The sequence below is a fragment of the Rhodococcus sp. JCM 9793 genome, assembly GCF_055380405.1.
In genome coordinates this window covers 2,367,579-2,387,947 of record NZ_AP043721.1, presented here as the reverse complement: position 1 = coordinate 2,387,947, position 20,369 = coordinate 2,367,579, and the positions used below count along the sequence as shown (strand labels likewise).

At 66.5% G+C, this 20,369-nt stretch carries 22 protein-coding genes; 3 read left to right on the top strand and 19 right to left on the bottom strand.

What is annotated here, in order from left to right; genetic code table 11:
* Positions 1–4 precede the first annotated feature (4 nt).
* The 5 genes from ACZ46K_RS13285 to ACZ46K_RS13265 form a co-directional block, all read right to left on the bottom strand.
* A complete protein-coding gene (locus ACZ46K_RS13285; RefSeq protein WP_054805668.1) occupies positions 5–394 on the bottom strand; it encodes a phage holin family protein in 390 nt (129 codons plus the stop codon).
* A 42-nt stretch (positions 395–436) separates the two neighbouring features.
* A complete protein-coding gene (locus ACZ46K_RS13280) occupies positions 437–1,018 on the bottom strand; it encodes a Clp protease N-terminal domain-containing protein (protein ID WP_054810323.1) in 582 nt (193 codons plus the stop codon).
* Between the two features lie 4 nt (positions 1,019–1,022).
* Positions 1,023–1,241: a hypothetical protein gene (locus tag ACZ46K_RS13275; protein ID WP_054805669.1), complete on the bottom strand. Its 219-nt coding sequence runs from the start codon at positions 1,239–1,241 to the stop codon at positions 1,023–1,025.
* A 78-nt stretch (positions 1,242–1,319) separates the two neighbouring features.
* The gene (gene cds1, locus ACZ46K_RS13270; RefSeq protein ID WP_464748666.1) at positions 1,320–2,432 is read right to left on the bottom strand and encodes an L-cysteine desulfhydrase Cds1; all 1,113 of its coding nucleotides are present in this window, start codon (positions 2,430–2,432) and stop codon (positions 1,320–1,322) included.
* Positions 2,429–2,791 carry a DUF4229 domain-containing protein gene (locus tag ACZ46K_RS13265; protein ID WP_054805674.1) on the bottom strand — a complete coding sequence of 121 codons (363 nt, stop codon included), beginning with the start codon at positions 2,789–2,791 and terminating at the stop codon, positions 2,429–2,431. Before ACZ46K_RS13265 ends, cds1 begins: the two co-directional genes overlap by 4 nt.
* A 200-nt stretch (positions 2,792–2,991) precedes the next feature.
* Between ACZ46K_RS13265 and ACZ46K_RS13260 the strand changes: the two genes are divergently transcribed.
* Positions 2,992–3,201, top strand: coding sequence for a BldC family transcriptional regulator (locus ACZ46K_RS13260; RefSeq protein ID WP_006552323.1), 210 nt, complete (start codon positions 2,992–2,994; stop codon positions 3,199–3,201).
* Between the two features lie 200 nt (positions 3,202–3,401).
* Positions 3,402–3,611 carry a hypothetical protein gene (locus tag ACZ46K_RS13255; RefSeq protein WP_054810324.1) on the top strand — a complete coding sequence of 70 codons (210 nt, stop codon included), beginning with the start codon at positions 3,402–3,404 and terminating at the stop codon, positions 3,609–3,611.
* Here ACZ46K_RS13255 and ACZ46K_RS13250 read toward each other — a convergent pair.
* The 7 genes from ACZ46K_RS13250 to hemL all read right to left on the bottom strand — a co-directional run bounded on the left by ACZ46K_RS13250 (position 3,593) and on the right by hemL (position 10,993).
* The gene (locus ACZ46K_RS13250) at positions 3,593–4,603 is read right to left on the bottom strand and encodes a MinD/ParA family ATP-binding protein (protein ID WP_464748664.1); all 1,011 of its coding nucleotides are present in this window, start codon (positions 4,601–4,603) and stop codon (positions 3,593–3,595) included. The genes ACZ46K_RS13255 and ACZ46K_RS13250 overlap by 19 nt on opposite strands.
* Before the next feature lie 51 nt (positions 4,604–4,654).
* Entirely contained in the window at positions 4,655–5,626 is a 972-nt protein-coding gene (gene ccsB / locus ACZ46K_RS13245) for a c-type cytochrome biogenesis protein CcsB (protein WP_464748662.1), read from the bottom strand.
* Entirely contained in the window at positions 5,623–7,299 is a 1,677-nt protein-coding gene (resB, locus tag ACZ46K_RS13240; protein WP_464748661.1) for a cytochrome c biogenesis protein ResB, read from the bottom strand. The genes ccsB and resB overlap by 4 nt, the downstream gene beginning before the upstream one ends.
* A gap of 238 nt (positions 7,300–7,537) precedes the next feature.
* Positions 7,538–8,359, bottom strand: coding sequence for a cytochrome c biogenesis CcdA family protein (locus ACZ46K_RS13235; RefSeq protein ID WP_464748660.1), 822 nt, complete (start codon positions 8,357–8,359; stop codon positions 7,538–7,540).
* Positions 8,360–8,361: 2 nt separating this feature from the next.
* Positions 8,362–8,967, bottom strand: coding sequence for a TlpA disulfide reductase family protein (locus ACZ46K_RS13230; protein WP_054805671.1), 606 nt, complete (start codon positions 8,965–8,967; stop codon positions 8,362–8,364).
* A complete protein-coding gene (locus ACZ46K_RS13225) occupies positions 8,964–9,614 on the bottom strand; it encodes a histidine phosphatase family protein (RefSeq protein WP_054805672.1) in 651 nt (216 codons plus the stop codon). The genes ACZ46K_RS13230 and ACZ46K_RS13225 overlap by 4 nt, the downstream gene beginning before the upstream one ends.
* 53 nt (positions 9,615–9,667) lie before the next feature.
* A complete protein-coding gene (hemL, locus tag ACZ46K_RS13220) occupies positions 9,668–10,993 on the bottom strand; it encodes a glutamate-1-semialdehyde 2,1-aminomutase (RefSeq protein ID WP_464748658.1) in 1,326 nt (441 codons plus the stop codon).
* A 148-nt stretch (positions 10,994–11,141) separates the two neighbouring features.
* On the opposite strand from hemL, the gene ACZ46K_RS13215 reads away from it, so the two are divergent.
* Entirely contained in the window at positions 11,142–13,070 is a 1,929-nt protein-coding gene (locus ACZ46K_RS13215; protein WP_464748656.1) for an acyl-CoA dehydrogenase family protein, read from the top strand.
* Between the two features lie 14 nt (positions 13,071–13,084).
* On the opposite strand, the gene ACZ46K_RS13210 is transcribed toward ACZ46K_RS13215, so the two are convergent.
* The 7 genes from ACZ46K_RS13210 to ACZ46K_RS13180 form a co-directional block, all read right to left on the bottom strand.
* Positions 13,085–13,549 carry a hypothetical protein gene (locus tag ACZ46K_RS13210; RefSeq protein ID WP_464748655.1) on the bottom strand — a complete coding sequence of 155 codons (465 nt, stop codon included), beginning with the start codon at positions 13,547–13,549 and terminating at the stop codon, positions 13,085–13,087.
* A 235-nt stretch (positions 13,550–13,784) separates the two neighbouring features.
* Positions 13,785–14,321 carry a hypothetical protein gene (locus tag ACZ46K_RS13205; RefSeq protein ID WP_464748653.1) on the bottom strand — a complete coding sequence of 179 codons (537 nt, stop codon included), beginning with the start codon at positions 14,319–14,321 and terminating at the stop codon, positions 13,785–13,787.
* Complete coding sequence (gene hemB, locus ACZ46K_RS13200) at positions 14,318–15,295, bottom strand: porphobilinogen synthase (protein ID WP_464748651.1); 978 nt, start codon at positions 15,293–15,295, stop codon at positions 14,318–14,320. Before hemB ends, ACZ46K_RS13205 begins: the two co-directional genes overlap by 4 nt.
* 78 nt (positions 15,296–15,373) lie before the next feature.
* Positions 15,374–16,939, bottom strand: coding sequence for a bifunctional uroporphyrinogen-III C-methyltransferase/uroporphyrinogen-III synthase (locus ACZ46K_RS13195; RefSeq protein ID WP_464748649.1), 1,566 nt, complete (start codon positions 16,937–16,939; stop codon positions 15,374–15,376).
* Between the two features lie 60 nt (positions 16,940–16,999).
* The gene (hemC, locus tag ACZ46K_RS13190; RefSeq protein WP_054810973.1) at positions 17,000–17,989 is read right to left on the bottom strand and encodes a hydroxymethylbilane synthase; all 990 of its coding nucleotides are present in this window, start codon (positions 17,987–17,989) and stop codon (positions 17,000–17,002) included.
* Positions 17,986–19,410, bottom strand: a complete 1,425-nt coding sequence (locus tag ACZ46K_RS13185) for a glutamyl-tRNA reductase (RefSeq protein ID WP_464748647.1) — start codon at positions 19,408–19,410, stop codon at positions 17,986–17,988. The genes hemC and ACZ46K_RS13185 overlap by 4 nt, the downstream gene beginning before the upstream one ends.
* Positions 19,407–20,297 (bottom strand): redox-sensing transcriptional repressor Rex, encoded by an 891-nt coding sequence (locus ACZ46K_RS13180; RefSeq protein ID WP_054806829.1) that lies wholly within the window; start codon positions 20,295–20,297, stop codon positions 19,407–19,409. The genes ACZ46K_RS13185 and ACZ46K_RS13180 overlap by 4 nt, the downstream gene beginning before the upstream one ends.
* Between the last annotated feature and the right edge of the window lie 72 nt (positions 20,298–20,369).

Below are 20,369 nucleotides of genomic sequence, written 5' to 3'. Positions count from 1 at the left end.
TTCGTCAGTCGCCGTCGGGAACGACCAGTCCGAGAACGAAGTTGACGAGCGCGATGATGAGGCCGCCCCAGAACGCCGCCCAGAATCCCGAGATCGTGAGTCCGCCGTCGAAGAAGTCGGCCACCCACGACGTCAGCCACAGCATCAGAGCGTTGATGACGAGCAGGAACAGTCCGAGGCTCAGGATCACCAGCGGGAGCGACAGCAGCTTCACGAGCGGCTTCACCAGAGCGTTGACGACGGTGAAGATCACGGCGAGGATCAGCAACTTGATCGCCGTGTCGGTAGTGAACTCACCCCCGTCGACGCCGACGATGTCGACGCCGGTGACGAGCCGGGCCGCGAGCCACAATCCGATCGCGTTGATGATCAGTCGCAGGATCAGTGAAATCATGCAGCCACTGTGACATACGAGCCCTCGAGAGTCGGGCGTGGCTCAGGCAGCAGCGTCGAGTTGCTCCCTCAGCACCTGCCGGAGGCGGTCGCGAGTGACGTGCGCCTCGATCAGCGAGGTGGTCTCCGCGTCGTCGCTGCGAATCACTCCCAGCATGATGTGTTCTGAGCCGATCGAGCGGTCGCGGTGAGCGATCGCCTCGCGCAGCGACAGTTCGAGAATCTTCTTGGCACTGCGGTCGAACGGGATGTGCCCGCCGAACAGATCCGAGAATCTTCCGCGCCGCTCCTTGCCCGCGTTCTCCGCCGGACTGTCGAGCACACCTTCACCGAAGGTCTCCTCGAGCCGGGCTCGTACGGCGTCGAGGTCGATGCCGATCGCTTCGAGCGCGGCAGCATCGTCCGGCCCCAGCGGATCATCCCGGTTCATCGCTGCGAGATCGGTGCGAACGCCGTCGATGGTCAGGCCGACGTCCGCGAGTGACACACGGAGACGTTCCTCCGCGGTGACGAGCACGCCGAGCAGCACGTGTGCGGGGGTGATCCGATCGGCGTGCAGACCGAGAGCTTCCGCCTGAGCGGCGACGACGGCGGAGCGAGCACTGTCGGAGAAACGTTCGAACATGGATCTACCTGCGCTTCCGGTTGTACTTCTGATGGACGGCCTGTCGGCTCACCTCGAGCGAGTCCGCGATTGCCTGCCATGACCAGCCCTGCCGGCGCGCGCTCTCGACCTGGATGGATTCGAGCCGCTCGAGCAGGCGCCGCAGGGCGACGACAGCGCGCAGCCCCTCTGCGGGATCAGGACTCGCGGCAGATGCGGCGAGCGTGGTGGCTTCGTTGCTCATGATGTCAATATAGGTTGACACCCTGAGTATGTCAACAAAAATTGACAGACCGGTCAGTCAGGCAACTCCGGTGTGCGGTCAGCCGTCTTCGCGCGGCTCCCAGCGACCGGTCGCGGCGAACTTCTCCAGCACCGCGACCCACCCCGACGCCTCGAGCCCTTCCGCGGCCAGCCAGTCGTCGGAATAGTAGGTACCGGCGTAGCGTTCACCGCCGTCACACAACAGAGTCACCACACTGCCTTGACGGCCGGTGGCGAGCATGTCGCCGATCAGACCGAACGCACCCCACAGGTTGGTTCCGGTCGATCCGCCGACACGCCTACCCAGCGCGGCACTGCCGTGGCGCATCGCTGCGATCGACGCAGCGTCGGGTACCCGAACCATCCGGTCGACGACCTGAGGCACGAACGAGGGTTCGACGCGCGGCCGGCCGATTCCCTCGATCCGCGACGGCATTCCCGTCGCATAGTCGGCGACACCGGTTTCGTACGCTCCGAAGAACGCCGAGTTCTCCGGATCTACCACCGCGAGCCGAGTGCTGTGACGGCGGTATCGGATGTAGCGGCCGATCGTCGCACTGGTGCCGCCGGTGCCCGCGCCCACGACGATCCAGTCGGGAACCGGATGCCGTTCGAGTCGCATCTGCTCGAAGATCGATTCGGCGATGTTGTTGTTTCCTCGCCAATCCGTTGCGCGTTCGGCATTGGTGAACTGATCGAGATAACACCCGCCGAGTTCGTCAGCGAGACGTTCGGCCTCGGTGTAGATCTCCGGAGGCAGATCGACGTAATGACATCTCCCCCCATGCGCCTCGATCAACGCAACCTTGGCGGGCGAGGTCCGTCGCGGCACCACCGCGACGAAATCGAGCCCCAGCAGTTGCGCGAAGTACGCCTCGCTCACCGCTGTCGAACCGGATGAGGCCTCGATCACGGTGGTGTTCTCACCGATCGATCCGTTGCACAGCCCGTACAGGAACAGCGATCGGGCGAGCCGATGCTTGAGACTGCCGGTGACGTGGGTCGATTCGTCCTTCAGATAGAGATCGATCCCCCAATTCGCAGGCAATGGATACCGCAGGAGATGCGTATCGGCACTTCGCTGCGCATCCGCCTCGATCAACCGGATCGCGTTGTCGACCCAGGCGCGGGATGCACTGCGATCGACCGCCCCCGGGCCGACATCCGTCACGTCCGTCCTTCGCCACGTAGACGTTCTTCGAGGTCGGCGCGTGTGTTGCGCCGCCGCTCGTCGACCGCAGCGATGCGCTCGTTGACCCGTCGACGCAGGGGCGCGAAGAGGACCAGAGAGAGTGGCAAGGCGATGAGCACCGCGAACAGCACCGCGATGAGCAATGGGATCTCCACGCCGAAAGCCTGCGGGATGTAGAGAACCGCGACCGCAAGGATCACAACGAGAGCAAGCCTGGCCAGCGAGTACAACGCGACATCACGCACGAGCGGGCCGGTGCCCGAATTGGTCGCATTCGGTGTGTTTCGACCCGGTTCGTCCGGGGTATTCGCTGATTCGGTGCGGCGTTCGTCGGTCACTCCACCAGGGTAACCGGCGCTACCGATCTCGCCGCCTCCGGAAGCCTTGACACAAACCGGAAATCCGTCCGTTTTGTCCATTACTTCCGCTTTACCAAACAGTGACCGTTCGAGCAACCGGGGGTCCCAGTGTCAACATGGCGGGGGACAACCCGATCGAACAACCCGATCAAGACAAATCACCCGGGAGGACATTCGCAATGAGCGCACCCACCTTCAACGGCGCCAAGGAATCCCTGCTCACCCCCGGCCAGGTCGCCGCCCTCTTCCATGTCGACCCCAAAACCGTGACCCGCTGGGCACACGCCGGTCGACTCGGTTCGTTGCGCACGCCGGGCGGCCACCGCCGATTCCGCGAATCCGAGGTCCTCGCACTGCTCCGCTCCCTGACCACCGAAGCCACCCGCTGAGGCAATCCGCGCGGCCTCGAACCCCGAGGCCGGGCGGCCCCTTCCGGTACCCGGATCATTCGGACGAAATGCGCACCCGCAAATTTCCCTCCGATGCACCCGCGCCGGTGTCACACTCGGCCAGGCCGCATAGACTGGTGAAAATCGGACAGTACGACGTCGGAGCCGGCGCGACGTCCGCCACGGCCAGGAGGTGCATCGTGCTCTATCTACTCGCACTCATCGGTGTGGTGACGCTCGTCTTCCTGCTGTGGAAGGCATTCGGACCCGATCCGAGCCGCACCCCCACTCGGGGCCTCGGCCCCGACGACGACCCCGAGTTCCTCTGGAAGGTCGACAGAGAGGTTCGCCGGAGGCACACCGACGAATCCGGCCGAGCCGACGGTCCGGGTCAGGACGGCAACGACTGATATCCCGCCCCTGTCGGGTGTCCGAAATCCGACGCCACCTCGGCAGCGAGCAGGAGCAAAGCACGGCGCGTGCGAGGGTTCAGTTGCTCGAGGTCCACTTCGGCCCCCTCCTCCAGGTGAGGGTCGAACGGCAACAGGTGCACGGCGCGGCACCGCTGCTCGAAATGCCCGACCACACGATCGAGGTCCACCTTGCCCGATTTCGGGCGAACGGAATTGACCACCGCGACCGAGCTGCTCACCAGATCGCGATAGCCGTGCGCATCGAGCCAGTCGAGGGTCGCCGACGCACTCCGCGCACCGTCCACCGAACCCGAGCTGATCACCACCAGCGCATCCGTGTTCTCGAGGATCGCGCGCATCGCCGAGTGCATCAGTCCCGTGCCGCAATCGGTGAGGACGATGCTGTAGTAGCGCTCGAGTAGCGCGAGGGTTCGTTCGTAGTCCTGCGCGCTGAACGCTTCGGAGACCGCCGGGTCGCTGTCGGAGGCGAGCACCTCGAGCCGGTGCGTGTTCTGCGAGGTGTAGGCCCGCGCATCGCTGTAACGCTCGATGTGTTCCTCGTCGCGCAGGAGCGTCCGCACAGTGGCCGACGTTTCCGTCGGAACCTTCTGGCTCAGCGTGCCGCGATCGGGATTCGCGTCCACCGCGACGACGCGGTCACCCCTCAGCTCCGCGAACGTCGAACCGAGGGTCACCGTCGTGGTCGTCTTGCCGACACCACCCTTGAGGCTGAGCAGCGCGATGCGATAGCACCCGCGCAGTGGTTGTGCCACCTGGTCGACGAGTTCCCTGCGCCGCTGATCGCGCGCGCTGTCGCCCACGTCGATCCGTCCACCGGTCGCCTGGAAGAGCGCACGACGCCACCCCCGTTCGGGCGCCGGTGTGGCCTTACTGACCAGAAGTGACGAATCGAGATCCCGAGCCGACAGGCTCCCGGTGCCACGGCCCGCCGGGTTCGCCGCCGATTGCTGCCCCGATCCTGCCGTCATCCGCGTTCCCCCCGATCGCAGTTCTACACACCGCCGAGGACGATAGCAGGGTCAGTTCAGGCCGGCGTACGAGTGCAGGCCGGACACCACCATGTTGATGATGAACAGGTTGAACAACATCGCGACGAAGCCCGCGACATTGATCCACGCGGCGCGTGTATTGCGCCAGCCCGACGTCGCGCGGGCGTGGAGGTAGGCGGCATAGATCACCCAGGTGATGAACGAGACGGTTTCCTTCGGGTCCCATCCCCAGAATCGACCCCATGCCGCCTCTGCCCAGATGGCGCCGAGAATGATACCGATGCCGAACAGTGGGAAGCCGACGATCGTGGTCCGGTAGGCGAGGCGGTCGAGCACCTGGGCGTCGGGCAGTCGTGCTGCGATAGCACCGAGCACGCCCTTCTCGGAACCCTTGGGCTGATGGATCCGCAGCAGGAACAGCACGCTCGCGGCCCCGGCGAGCAGGAAGATGCCGCTGCCCACGCTGATGATCGTGACGTGGATCGGCAGCCAGAACGAGCGCAGGGCCGGCACAACGGGTGCGGCGTCGGCGTAGAGCACGGTCGCAGCCACGAACATCAACACCGCTACAGGGGCGAGCACGTACACCCACAGGATGCGGTACGCGGGCTTGCGCAACATCACCAGGCTGAACACGATCGCCGCGGTGCACGCCATGGCCACGAACTCGTACATGTTCCCGAGGGGGAATCGTTCGGTGGCCAGGCCACGCAGCACGATCGAGGCGATCATCAACGCCGCGGCCACCACGACGAGGGCGCGTCCCATGTTGCCGAACCGCTCCGACAGGGTCCTTCCGGTGGTGTTCTCCACGCGCCCCGGAACCGTCTCGGCAGGCGACGATCCGACACCACCGGCAGCAACGAGCTCGCGTTCGGCGACCAGCTTGGAGCGGTAGGTCGCGTACTCGATCACGAGCAGGAGCATGGCCAGCACCACCACGGCGAACGCCGCTTCGAAGCTCCAGTCGCTGTACTTCGCGAGGGTGTCGTTCAACGTCATGCCTTCTCCTCCTGTGCCCCATCGTCGAGCACACGATCGCCTGCCGGGTTCTCACCGAGAAGCCGGGAGACCAACCGATCGAATTCGTCGCCCCACCCGGCCTGATCGGTGCGAGCGAGGCCACCGAGTTCTACTACAGTTCGTCGTTCACCGTCCGATACTGTACCCGCCCGATAGACGCGCACCCATACCCTTCGCCGTTTGATCAGCAGGGACAGCAACAGCCCCGCCATCATCGCGACCGCAGACACCAGCACCCACGACTGGAACGGATCGTGCGAGACCTGCAGGTTGACGAAGTCGACGGCGCCGTCGAACCGCACCTCGGTGCCGTCTTGCAACGTGACGCTCTCCCCCGGCTTCAGATTGACGCGCTCCTGCTTGACCAGGCGGCCCTGGTTGATCAGTTCGGTGTTGAGCGAGAACAGCGACTGCGGGCTCCCGGTGTCGAGGCCGGAGTCGCCCTTGTAGATGTCGACGGCGACGGCGGGATCCATCATTGCCGGGAACGCCGACGACAACAAGGTGCCGTGGAACGCCGCGGTAGGCGCGAAGAGCCCTTCGAGCGCGATCTGGTTCTTTCGTCGTTCGTCGCCGTCGGGGAACATCCCGCCGGGCGGATCGAATCGCATCGCGCCGCTGCTCAGGAACGTCGTCGCGTCCTCGGGTGCCCACTGCATCGTCTCGGTGCGTGTCTCTCCGTTGGGCCAGGTGACCGTGAAGGTCGGCGCGTATCCATGGCCCTGCAGGTAGACACGGTCGCCACCGACCCGCAGCGGGTGGTTGACCTTCAGCTGGGCGTCGCTCCAGATGTTCGCCGCGACGTCATCCCCGTACTGGTACTCGATGTTGGAGGTGAACATCTCGGCCTGACCGTTGTCGAGGTAGTCGGCCGTGAAATCGTGCACCCGCACGCAGATCGGTCGCAGTCCTGTGCCGTCGAGCTCGATGCCCGCAATGAACGAGTCGAACGAGGCGGGCGACGTGGTGCAGAACTCTTCGCCGTTCGCGACCAGGATGCGCTGGCCTTCGTAACCGAAGAGCTTGCCCAGGGCGACGGTGGCGAGCAATGCGACCAACGAGATGTGGAAGACGAGATTGCCCGCCTCGCGCAGGTATCCCTTCTCGGCCGAGAGCGTGAGCTCGCCGTCCCGGCCCTTCGTCGTTCCCTCGCGACGCTCGACGCGCCATCCTCGCAGCTCGCCGCTGATCCGGTCGATGACCACATCGGGTTCGTCGTCGAAGGTGGTCTCGACATGATGTGGCAGGCGAGAGAGGTTGCGTGGTGCATCGACCGGTCGGGCACGCAGAGCGCGGTAGTACTCGGCGCAGCGCGGCAGGATGCAGCCGATGAGCGAGATGAACAGCAGGGCGTAGATCGCGGTGAACCAGAAGCTGCCGAAGACGTCGAACAGCTCGAGCCGGTCCATGAACGGCCCGAGCGTCGGGCGCGCGGCGATGTACTCGTCGACCTTGCCGACGTTGAGACTGCGTTGCGGCAGCAGGGCGCCGGGAATCGCGGCGAGCGCCAGGAGGAACAACAGCACCAACGCGGTGCGCATCGATGTCAGTCCGCGCCACGTGTTGCGCACGAACGCCACGGCGCGCCCGACCGGGCTCTGCTTCGGGGCGCCCGGCCGAGGTGCGGAGGTCTGCGTGTCGGTGGCCGTCATCTATTGTCCGGCGCGAATACGCTCTCGTTCACGAGAGGAAGCGCCGACCTCCTTCCAAAGGGGTGAGGCTGCGTGGAGCAACCGAATCGGGCCGAGTAGGCCTGTCGGTGGGTCTGGCTGTGACAGAGCGTGGCCACACCGGTGTCGACGACGTAGGTCACAGGGATCCGCCTTCTTCGGGTGGTGGTTCGGGTGCGGTCTGAGCTGGGAGTCTCCTGCGTTTTCTGCAGGAGAGACGTTAAATGGGCAGGGTCACTTCCGAGATGAACGAGTCACGCACCCAGGACACGAACAGGTCCCATGCGCCGGTGACGAGGGCGATACCGACGGCCATCAGCATGATGCCGCCGAACAACTGGATGGTGCGGGTATGTTTCCTCAGCCATCCGACTCCCCGCAGCGCCCGGGCCGAGCCGAACGCGAGGACGACGAAGGGCAACCCGAGTCCGATGCAGTACGCCACGATCAGGGTGACCCCACGGGCAGCCGTGGCGCCTTCGGTACCGGCGGCGAGCGAAATCACCCCAGCGAGCGTCGGTCCGAGACACGGGGTCCATCCGAGCGCGAAGACCGCACCGAGCAGCGGTGCACCGGCCAGGCTCGAGATCTGCTTCGGCGCGGTGCGGGTGTCGCGTTGCAGAGCAGGAATCAGGCCGATGAACACCATGCCCATGACGATGGTGACGACACCGCCGATTCGCATCAGCAGTTCACGGTTGACCGACAACACGGAGATCGCCCCGAACACCGAGGCCGTGGCCAGCACGAACACGACGGTGAATCCCGCGACGAACAGCGCTGCCGCCCCCGCGACACGGAGTCGGCCGTCGTCACGAACCGTGGTGGTGCGTGAACCGGCCTGCGCTGCGGTGACCGCCGGTGTCTCGGCTCCGACCACGCCCGCGAGATACGACAGGTATCCGGGCACAAGCGGAACCACGCACGGCGAAGCGAACGACACCAGCCCCGCGAGGAGGCACACGCCGATCCCGAGAAGGAGCGGGCCGGACGCCGCGGCGTTCTGGAAGGTATCGCCGATCCCGGATGCGAGAACTGTCATTGCTACTGGTCCTCGACCGGTTCTGCCGCGACGCGCTCGACCACCGGCTGCAGGTCGCTCGCGAGAAGCTCGGTCAGATAGACCGCCGCGACCCGATGCTCACGGTCGAGGACGACGGTGGTCGGCACCACGGAGGTCGGGTAGCTGCGGCCGAGGGCGAGCAGCGAGCGCATCGCCGGGTCGTAGATCGACGGGTAGCCGATCTGCTGATCCGTCACGAAGTCCTGTGCCTTGTCGCGCTGGTTGTCGCGCACGTTGATGCCCAGGAACGCAACCCCGAGGTCCTTGGTCTCCTCGTAGACCTGTTCGAGGTCGTCTGCTTCGCTACGGCACGGCGCGCACCATTGGCCCCACACGTTGAGGACCACGACCTCGCCCGCGAAGTCATCGAGGGAGATCGTCTCCCCCTCGTTCATGAGGTCCTCCCCCGTCAGTGTGCCGAGGGTGCCGCGATCCGCAGGCGGATCGTAGAAGATTCGAGTCTGACCTCCGGGTGAGACGAAGTCGAACGTACCGCCGGTCGCGACCGCATCGGTGCCCGTCGCGCACGAGGACAGGAGCACGATGCCGCACAGCAACCCGGCGATCGCGTGAAGTGTCTTTCTCATGCGCCGTGGACGTTCGGGTCGGATGCGCCCGCCGGCTCGGAGTAGACCAGGTCGACGAGGGTGTCGCCCTCGTAGACCAGAGACGTGAGGGAGGCGAGGCTGCACTGCCGGTGACGCGGGTCGTGCCACAGGCGTTCGCCTTCGAGGAATCGGCGCAGCGTCCACACCGGCAGCTGATGACTCACGCACACGGCCTCGCGACCGGCCGCAGCGACACGCGCGGCATTGACTGCGGCCAGCATGCGATGTGCGATCTGCAGGTACGGCTCGCCCCAGGACGGAGTGAACGGGTCGCGCAGCTTCCACCAGTGACGCGGCCGGCCGAGTGCACCGTCGCCGACAGCGACCTTGAGCCCCTCGAAATCGTTGCCCGCCTCGATGAGGTTCTCGTCGGTGCGGATCTCGAGGCCGTGCTTCTGCGCGATCGGCGACGCGGTCTGCTGGGCGCGCTCGAGCGGCGAGGCGACGACGTGCGCGATGTCGTGGTCGGCGAGGGAGGCCGCAACGGCGCGTGCCTGTGCTTCGCCGGTGACCGACAACCGGAAACCGGGCAGACGGCCGTAGAGGATGCCGGACGGGTTGTGCACCTCACCGTGCCGCAGCACGTGCACGATGGTGCGGGTCTCGGACGGGGCGGCTTCGGTCACGTGCGTGTTCCTCAGGTCGATGAAAGCGGGTGAGTGTCGGTGGCTCTCGCTGATCAGGGTGCGGTAGCGGCAGCGGCGGCCTTTGCCGCGTGTGGGAGGGCGTCGGCGATCCGGGAGAACGCGGTGTCGTCCAGAACCGCCGAGACGAACCACGTTTCGAATGCGCTCGGAGGTGCGTAGACGCCGTGTTCGAGCAGGGCGTGGAAGAACGCGGGGAATCGCCAGGTCTGTGCGGCTTTCGCCTCGTCGTAGTTCGTGACGGGGTCCTCGGTGAAGAACACGCTGAGCATCGTCCCTGCGTTCTGGATCCGGTTCGGGACACCTTCTGCGGTCAGCGCGTCGCCGAGGAGCCGGCCGAGGGTCGTGGCGTTGCGTTCGAGCGCGGTGTACACGTCGGCGTCGGCCGCGCGCAGGCTCGCGAGACCCGCAGCGACGGCGACGGGATTACCGGACAACGTGCCGGCCTGGTAGACGGCTCCGGACGGCGCGAGGTGCGCCATGACGTCGGCACGACCACCGAACGCGGCGGCGGGCAGGCCACCGCTCATGACCTTTCCGAAGGTCATGAGGTCGCCCGCGACACCGTCGATGCCGTACCAGCCCGCGGCACTCGCGCGGAACCCGGTCATGACCTCGTCCATGATCAGCAGGGCGCCGTGCTCACGGGTCAATGCGCGCAGTCCCTCGTTGAAACCGGGGACGGGCGGGACGGTGCCCATGTTGCCGGCGGCGGCTTCGGTGATCACTGCGGCGATCGCGCCGGGGTGCGCGTCGAATGCCCCGCGCACGGCGTCGAGATCGTTGTAGGGCACGACCAGAGTGTCCTCGGCTTGCGCCCCGGTCACCCCGGGCGAGGTGGGCAGCCCGAATGTCGCGAGTCCGGAACCGGCGTCGGCGAGCAGCGCGTCGACGTGACCGTGATAACAACCCGCAAACTTGATGATCTTCGTGCGTCCGGTGAATCCGCGCGCGAGGCGCACGGCGCTCATCGTGGCCTCGGTACCGGAGTTCACCAGCCGGACCTGCTCGACCGGAGCGATGCGGGCGACGATCTCCTCCGCGAGTTCGACCTCACCGGCGGTCGGTGCGCCGAAGGACAGACCCGATGACGCGGTGGTGCGCACTGCCTCGACGACGGCGGGATGCGCGTGCCCGAGGATCAACGGCCCCCACGAACACACCAGGTCGACGTAGGAATTTCCGTCGACGTCGGTGAGCGTGTATCCGGATCCCGAGGCGATGAAGCGCGGCGTCCCGCCTACCGAACCGAACGCGCGGACCGGGGAATTGACCCCGCCGGGAGTCACCTTCGACGCCCGGGTGAACAGTGCCGCCGAATCGGCGTCGTGGACGGAGGAAGCAGCGGGAGTCGCAGTCACGACGTCCAGTGTCCCAGTTTCCCCCGATTTGCCAAAAAGCCGATCGGTGTGCGATAAGCGCTGTGACGCGGATCTCACAGGGGATTCTAATGTGCCGAGCGGTCGTGAAGCCGCCACCGGACGGCTCTGCGGTCATAGGGTCGGAGCCATGGCGACTACAGGTGAACATCTGAGCAAGGCCCTCGACGGCGCATGGCACAGCGCACGCGAGCGCGCCCGGACGAACATGGCCGACCCGGCATTTGCACCGCACTACACCCCCGACCTCGAACAGGCCCGCGAGATCACTCTGAAGCAGATGCGACTGCTCGCAGAGCACGGTTACGCCGCGTCCGGTTTCTCCGTCGAATCCGGTGGCACCGGCGACGCGGGTGGAGCCGTCGCGTCGATCGAGATGTTGGCGATGTCCGACCTGTCCCTGATGGTCAAGGCCGGGGTGCAGTGGGGATTGTTCGGTGGAGCCATCGAGAACCTCGGCACGAAACGTCATCACGACAAGTACGTCTCGCCCCTGATCGACCTGGATCTGCTCGGCTGTTTCGCCATGACCGAGACCGGTCACGGCAGCGATGTGCAGGCACTCGAAACCACCGCGACGTTCGACCCGGTCACAGACGAGTTCGTCATCCACTCCCCCACGGCATCGGCACGCAAGGACTACATCGGTGGCGCCGCGCAGCACGCGAAGGTCGCCGCGGTGTTCGCTCAGCTGGTGACGAACGGGGAATCGTACGGCGTGCACTGTTTCGTCGTTCCGATCCGCGACGCCGACGGCAACGACCTTCCCGGTGTCACGACCTCCGATTGCGGATACAAGGGCGGGCTGCCGGGTGTAGACAACGGCAGGATCGTCTTCGACAACGTGCGGGTCCCTCGTGAGAACCTGCTCAACCGGTACGCGGACGTCGACGCGGACGGCACCTACGTCTCCGACATCGAGAGCGCGAGCCGCCGCTTCTTCACCATGGTCGGCACCCTGGTACGAGGACGAGTCACGGTCGGCGGATCGGCCGGGGCCGCGGCCCGTGTCGCCCTGTCGATCGCGACGCGGTACGCGCTGCTGCGCCGCCAGTTCGACGCACCGGGCAGCGACGACGAGGTGCTTCTGATGGACTACCTCGTCCACCAGCGGCGACTGCTGCCGCACATCGCGAAGTCGTACGCGCTGGGTTTCGCTCAGAACGAGCTGATCTCGGCGATGCACCGCATCCAGTCGATGCCGGCCACCGAAGTGGATCCGCAGGAACAGCGCGAGCTCGAAGGTCGCGCAGCCGGCCTCAAGGTGGTCAACACCTGGCACGCGGCTCGGGCCATCCAGGAATCGCGCGAAGCGTGCGGCGGCGCCGGTTACATGGCCGAGAACCGGTTGACCTCCCTGCGCGCCGACGTCGACGTGTTCACCACGTTCGAGGGCGACAACCACGTCCTCACACAGCTCGTCGCGAAGGAACTGCTCACGGCGTATGCCGACGAGGTCCGCGGGATGAGCCCGGTCGAGTGGATGCGGTTCGCCGCCGACACGATCTCCGATGTCGTGAAGAAGCGCACCGCGGCGCAGCAGATCATCCAGACGATCCTCGACACGCGTCAGGACAACGAGGAGGACGGCAGCCTCTTCAACCGGGGCACGCAGCTGACGATGTTCGAGGACCGCGAGCAGTATCTGCTTTCGACCGCGGCGAGGCGGCTCCAAGCCGCCACCAAGCGCGAGGACAATCCGTTCGACGCGTTCAACTTCGTGCAGGACCACGTGCTGCACGCCGCGCGGGCCCACATCGACCGTGTCGTCCTGGAGGCGTTCGTCGCCGCCATCGACGACTGCACGGACGAGGCCACGTGCGATCTGCTCTCGGACCTGTGCGATCTGTTCGCGCTCACCGTCATCGACGAGGACAAAGCGTGGTTCATGGAACACCGGCACCTGTCGGTCGAACGCTCCAAGGCGGTGCTTCGCGGGATCAACGAGCGCTGCCGCACATTGCGGCCGCACGTGATGACTCTCGTCGAGGGCCTCGGTGTGCCCGAGTATCTGCTCGGATCGGCCATGCTCGACCGCGAGGGCGCCGCAGGCTCCTGAGCGTGATCAGGCTTTCAGGCGCCGACCAGTTCGTCGAGACTCGCACGGAGCCGGTCGGCGTCCTTGGCCCACGCTCGCACGAACGTCCCTCCCCGTAGCCGCAGCCCGATGGCGGTCCGCCCACGGGGGGTGTTGGCGAGTTCTCCGAGGATGCGGGCTGTCTCCCAGCGCTGCGGTTCGTCCCACGAATCCATCGCGGGTGGCAGCACCGCCTCGATGTCACTGACGTCGAGTTCCTCGGTGCCCTGACGCAACACCGTGCGGGTCAGTTCGACACTGACGTGGCGGCGTGCCGCGGTCACCATGAGATAGGCGAATCCCGCGAGGACGATCGCGACCACCGGCAACGCGACCCAGTGCACGACGGGGCCCGTCGCGAGTTCGACGATCAGGGCCACCGCGCAGAACACGGGTCCGAACGCCACCGTGCGCCACCGGGCGCCCGGTTCGTGGAACAGCGGTTCGCCCTGGCCGGTCAAGCGGTGAGTGCCCCGGGAATCACGATCAGCAGCGTCGTCACGACACCGAGTACGGCAATCAGACCGATCAGCACAAGTTCGCGACGACGGCCGTAGGGCCGGGGTTCCACCTGCATGACGTCCTTACGCTCGACGGAGTGCGGCCAGCGGGCCGACGATGGTGAGCCCACCGTACTCTGTGCTGGACGGTGCACAAATCCGGGCAGGTCGGTGCGTAAATCCGAGTGCTGAGTGGTCAGTTCTCCGGCAGCCGTAGAAAATACGCGTTGGACTCACGCCGATGCATGAGCACGATCGCACCCACTGTCAGCACGGCCTGGACGATGGAGATGATGCCGAGCGCTAGTCCGGATCCACCGGCGCCGGCACCCACACCGAACACCGTCGGTAGCGTCGAGAGGGTCATGAACACGCCGATCATGGTCAGTGCCATGCGCGCCCAGTTCTTCCCCTTGCACATCTTCCGGACGGCGAGATAGAGCAGACCGACGATTGCCAGCCCGAAGACCACGGTGAGGATCACGACCAGTGGGATCACGGCATCGAGGTCCGAGCGGGAGAGTTCCTGCGTCCCCGTGTCGGCCGTCATCTCGGTCATCATGTCGACGAGGTCGGTCCGACCGTTCCAGAGATCGAAGGCTCCGAACAGCAGGGTGACCACGGTGAGCACCAGAACTCCGCACCACAATTGGTAGGCGGTGACGATGTCGTGCGGGATCGGCCGGTCGGCAGGGGTGGACCGGTCCGGGATCGGCGGCAGCGGGAAGCTCACGACAACGTACCCGCCACTTCGGCGGCCCAGTAGGTCAGCACGATGTCGGCTCCCGCGCGCCTGATTCCGAGCAGCGATTCGACGATCGCGGCGTCACGATCGATCCAGCCGTTCGCCGCCGCGGCCGTGATCATCGAGTACTCACCCGAAATCTGGTATGCGGCAACGGGGACCGGCGAGCGGTCCGCCACCTCCCGCAGAATGTCCAGATACGACATGGCCGGCTTGACCATCACCATGTCGGCTCCCTCGGCGAGATCGAGGTCGAGTTCGTACAGTGCCTCACGCCGATTCGCCGGATCCTGCTGATAGGTACGTCGATCGCCTTCGAGCGACGAGCCGACCGCTTGGCGGAAGGGCCCGTAGAACGCGGACGAGTACTTCGCCGTGTACGCGAGCTGCGAGACGTCGACGTGACCGGCCGCGTCGAGCGCCGCCCGGATCGAGGCCACCTGCCCGTCCATCATGCCGCTGGGGCCGAGCACATGGGCGCCCGATTCCGCCTGCGCCACGGCCATTTCCGCGTACCGTTCGAGCGTCGCGTCGTTGTCGACGACACCCGACGCCGTCAGCACCCCGCAGTGCCCGTGATCGGTGAACTCGTCGAGACACGTGTCGGCCATGATCACCGTCGAGTCACCGAGTTCACCGCGCAGGGCAGCGAGGGAGCGGTTGAGCACCCCGTCGGGATCCGTTGCACCCGAACCGCGCGCATCCTTGTCTTCCGGTCGCGGTACACCGAACAGCATGAGGCCACCTACGCCGGCCTCGACGGCAGCGGTCGCGGCAGCGAGCAGCGAGTCGTCGGTGTGCTGGTACACGCCGGGCATCGACGGGATCTCCCACGGCTCGGTGCGGCCGTCTGCGACGAACATCGGAAGCACCAGATGCCGGGGCTCGAGCGAGGTCTCCCCGACCAGGCGACGCATCGCCGCGGTGGTGCGCAATCTGCGGGGACGGATATCGGGGAACATGTCGTCAGGACCCTCATCAGTTCGGGGAGTCGTACGCAGTTCCGGCAGCGGTTACTACCGGAACCACGCACGAGTGGGTCAGCGGCGGGCGCGAGACTTCTTCCGCGGCGGAGGCAGAGCGCCCTCGGCACGCAGTCGCGCTGCGTGCTCGGCGAGTGCCTCCACCAGTGGACCGACCTGCGCGGTCTCGGGTCGCACGTCCACCCGCAGTCCGAATTCGATCGCGGTCTCCGCGGTCTTCGGACCGATACACGCGACGATGGTGCGCGCGTGCGGCTTGCCTGCGATACCGACGAGATTTCGGACCGTCGACGACGAAGTGAAGCACACCGCATCGAAACCACCGGTCTTGATCATCTCGCGGGTCTCCGCCGGCGGCGGCGCGGCCCGGACGGTGCGGTAGGCGGTGACGTCGTCGATCTCCCAGCCGCGCTCACGCAACCCCTCGGCGAGAGTCTCGGTCGCGATGTCCGCGCGGGGCAACAGCACCCGGTTGACCGGGTCGAACACGTCGTCGTACGGCGCGAACTCGGCGAGGAGGCCCTCCGAGGACTGTTCGCCGGTCGGAACGAGTTCGGGAGTGATCCCGAACGAGCGCACCTTCTCGGCGGTCGCCTGACCGACACACGCGATCTTCACGCCGGAGAATGCGCGGGCGTCGAGTCCGAACTCCTCGAACTTCTCCCACACGGCGCGCACCGCATTCGTCGAGGTGAACACCACCCACTGGTAGCGACCGTCGACCAGGCCCTTGACCGCCCGCTCCATCTGGGCGGGACTGCGAGGAGGCTCGACGGAGATCGTCGGCACCTCCATCGGGATGGCGCCGTGTGAGACGAGCCGATCGCTCATCTCACCGGCCTGCTCCTTCGTCCGCGGAACCAGCACGGTCCAGCCGTACAGGGCACGCGATTCCCACCACGACATCTTGTTGCGCTGTGAGACGACCTTGCCGACAGTCACGACCAGCGGCCCGACGAATTCGGAGCCGGCGTCGTTGAGGGTCGCCAGCGTGGCCTCGACGGTGCGCTGCTGACGCGTCGTGCCGCGCACGGTGATGGCGGCGGGGGTCTGCGGCGCGACACCGTGCTCGACGAGCGCGCTCGCGGTCTCGGCGAGATGCCCGGACGTCGCGTGCAGGACCAGTGGGCCGGGGGCAGCGGCCAGCGCTGCCCAGTCGACCTCACCGCGGACATCGGCCTCGGTGTGGGACGAACCGAGCGCCATGCCCGCGTAGCTGGGCACTGCGGAACCGGCGGGCAGTCCGGGCAGCACCTCGAACACCACTTGGGTGCGCGCCACGGCGTTGACCTCGGCGATCACCGAGTCGGTGGTCAGTGGATCGCCCGCAACGAGGCGCACCACGTCGTGGCCGTTCTTCGCTTCCGCGACCAAGGTCTTGGCCACCTCTGCGGGCTCACCCAGGGCGGGACGCACGTCGGCGATCGGCTCGCCCGTTTCGGGGTCGGTGCCGAGGCCCGTTCCGGCCAGAGCGACGACATCCCTGTCGACATCGGGGTCGGTGAAGGCGATCGTGGCACCGGTCAGGACGTCGCGCGCCCGGACGGTGAGCAATGCCGGGTCGCCCGGACCCGACCCCACGAACAGGATCCGTCCGGGAGTGTTCTTACGGACTCGGCTCATCGGTTGTTCTCCAGTGCAATCAAATCTGCGGTAAGGGAAATTCGGGGCTGAATGGAAGTGTCAATCATCGGCGGCCCACTGTTCGTCGTCGACGATCAGTTCTTTCGCACCGAGGTCGAGCAGTTCTCGGGCAAGTGCCCTTCCGAGCTCCTCTGCGTGATCGGGCGAACCGACGATGCTCGCACGGAGCACGTCCGATCCGTCGTGCGCGGCCGCACACCCGCGTACGGACAGTTCCTCGAAGACACGACCGTCGTCGTCGAGCGACTCGACGACCTCTGCGAGCGCACCGACCGGCGCGGTGCACCCCGCTTCCAGCTCGGCGAGCAGTGCACGCTCCGCGACAACTGCCGCGCGACTTGCCGGATCGTCGAGTTCCGCGAGTATCTCGATCAGGGCGGTGTCCTCGGCACGGCACTCGACTGCGAGCGCGCCCTGGGACGGCGCCGGCAGCATCTGTACCGGTTCGAGTGCTTCGGTGACGCGGTCGAGTCGCCCGATCCGCGACAGTCCCGCACGGGCGATGACGATCGCGTCGAGCTCACCGGAATCGACCTTGCCGATGCGGGTGTCGATGTTGCCTCGCAGTGGCTCGAGCTGCAAACCGAGCCCCAGCGCAGCCAGCTGTGCACGACGCCGCGGCGCAGACGTGCCGACCTTCGATCCGGCGGGCAGCTCGCCGAGTACCAGCCCGTCGCGAGCGACGAGAGCATCGCGTGGATCCTCACGGGGAGGAACAGCCGCGATGACCATGCGCGGATCCTGCTGTGTGGGCAGGTCCTTGTACGAATGCACCGCCACGTCCACTTCGTCGGCCAACAGGGCCTCGCGGAGTTCTGCGGTGAACACACCTACACCGATGCGCTGCACGGGCCCGGGCGTGACGTCGCCCTTGGTCGTGATGACCACGAGTTCTGCCGGATGCCCGGCCGCGATCAGAGCGTCGCGAACAGTGCCTGCCTGGGTGGTGGCGAGCACACTGCCGCGGGTACCGATGCGCAATGTGCGCTGTTCGCGCGGTGCGTCGATCCGGGTGGCTTCGGCGCTCATACCTTGCCGTCCTTTCGTGGAGCACGAAGCTCCGTGGTGATGACCGGATCAAGTGCGGCGGACAGATCCGCCGACGTGGTCGGGTCGGTCAGTGACCCCAGTTCTTTCGTGGGGGTCGCAACAGCTTCGACTGCCCCCGGTCGCAGCTCGAACAACTCCCTCAGTGCCTCGGCATACTGGTCGCCGCCGGGTGTCGAGGCAAGCTGCTTCACCCGCACGGTCGGTGCATGCAGCAACTTGTCGACGACACGGCGCACGGTACGCGCGACCTCGTCGCGCTGGCCGTCTCCGAGGTCGGGAAGCCGGGAGTCGAGGCGCATGAGTTCGCCCTCGACGACCTCCGCTGCACGCTGACGCAGTGCGGTGACGGTGGGTGTCACCTCTGCGAGCCGTTGCGTGGTGAGGTAGCCGGCGAGTTCCGAGGCCACGATCGCGCGCGCTGCCTCGGCATCGTCGGAGGCGGCACCCGCGGCGGGGTCGCGCTGCAACGCTTCCATGTCGAACACCGTCACACCGGGAAGTCCCGACACGGCAGGTTCGACGTCACGGGGCAGTCCGAGATCGCAGATCGCCAGCGGGCGTTCACCGCGGTCCGACTGTGCGAGAGCGCGGTGGGCGTCGGCGAGGGTGACGACCGTCCCCACGGCTCCGGTGCAGGTGACGGCGACATCGGCCTGCGCCAGCGCGGCGGCCAGGTCACCGAAATCGACAACCTCGGCGGCGACACCGTTTCCACGGGCCGTTGTGGCGAGGCGCTCGGCACGGTCGCGGGTGCGGTTCGTGAGGATGATCTTGGCGACACCCGACCGGGTCAGATGCGCTACCGCGAGACCGCCCATCGCACCTGCGCCGATGACTGCGGCAGTCCGTCCCTGCAGGCCTTCACCGCCGAACAGCGCCCCTGCCTTGTCGAGTGCAACCGACACGACGGATGCACCGGCCGAGTCGATCCCGGTTTCCGAGTGCACGCGCTTGCCGACACGCAATGCCTGCTGGGCGAGTTCGTGCAGTGCACGACCCGCAGCCTGTTGAGCGTCGGCGGTCGCGTAGGCGGTGCGGATCTGCCCGAGGATCTGCTGCTCACCGACCACCATGGAATCGAGACCACTGGCCACCGAGAACAGATGCTCTGCAGCGGCCTCGCTGTAGCGCACGTAGGCGTGCTTGTGCAGATCCGCGAGGGTGAGTCCGGCGTGTTCCGACAGTAATTCGCTGACCTCGGTGAGCGCACCGTGGAAGGCATCGACGACGGCGTAGATCTCGACCCGGTTGCACGTCGACACGATCATCGCCTCGGAGATGTGATCCGACGCCATCATCTTGTCGGTCAACTTCGGCCGGTCGGTGTCTGCGACAGCCACCTTCTCGAGAATCGACACCGGGGCGCTCCGGTGCGAAATACCAACGAGGAGAACACTCACGGCGCAATCACCGATCCGTTTCTGGTCACGGTCGAACCCAGCGGGCCCGCCTTACCTGTTCTGGATCGCCGAGCCGGACTCGGCGTGGACACCGCAGACCCGAGCGGGCCGCGGGTGGACGGGATACCCGCGGTACTTGTACCCCCGGCTTCCCGGAGAAGTTCGTCGTTTCGCGCGCTGTTGAACGAGAGCACCTGCATCTCGACCGCAAGGTCGACGCGGCGCACCTCGACATGCTCGGGCACGTCGAGCTCGATCGGCGCGAAGCTCAGGACACTGCGAACACCGGAACGCACGAGCAGATCGCAGACGTTCTGCGCGGCGTCCTCGGGTGTGGCCACGACCCCGATGGTGGCGCCCAGTTCACGAGCGTCGGACTCCAACCGGTCGACGCCTCGGACCACGAGGTCGCCCACGGTTGTCCCGACCAGGGCGGGGTCGGCGTCGAACAGTCCCGCGACGGTGAAGCCGCGACGATCGAATCCGGGGTAGCAGGCGAGAGCGCGGCCGAGATTACCCACTCCGACGAGAACCACGCGGTGACCGCGATCGAGCCCGAGTGCATTCTCGATGCGTGACTGAAGGCGCAGGACGTCGTAGCCGACGCCGCGCACTCCGTTGGGTCCGAGGAAGGAGAGGTCCTTGCGGAGCTTCGCCGAACCGACTCCGGCCGCGTTCGCCAATTCCTCGCTCGAGACGATGAGTGTGCCGGCCTCGGAGAGACCTCCGAGGACCCGCAGATAGTTCGCGAGACGCGTCACAGTAGCCTGTGGGATATCCCGATACTGAGCACTCGGAGCAACACCCCCAGAACTGGGAGTGGCACCCTCGCCGGTCCCGGCGGTGCCGCGGGCATCGTTGCCCTGCGGTGGGTGCGGTTGCGTCACGTTCGTGGCTCCTCGTCCGGCCGGTGGACACGTCCGGCCTCACGGTGATCCGGGATTTCGTCCTCACCACGG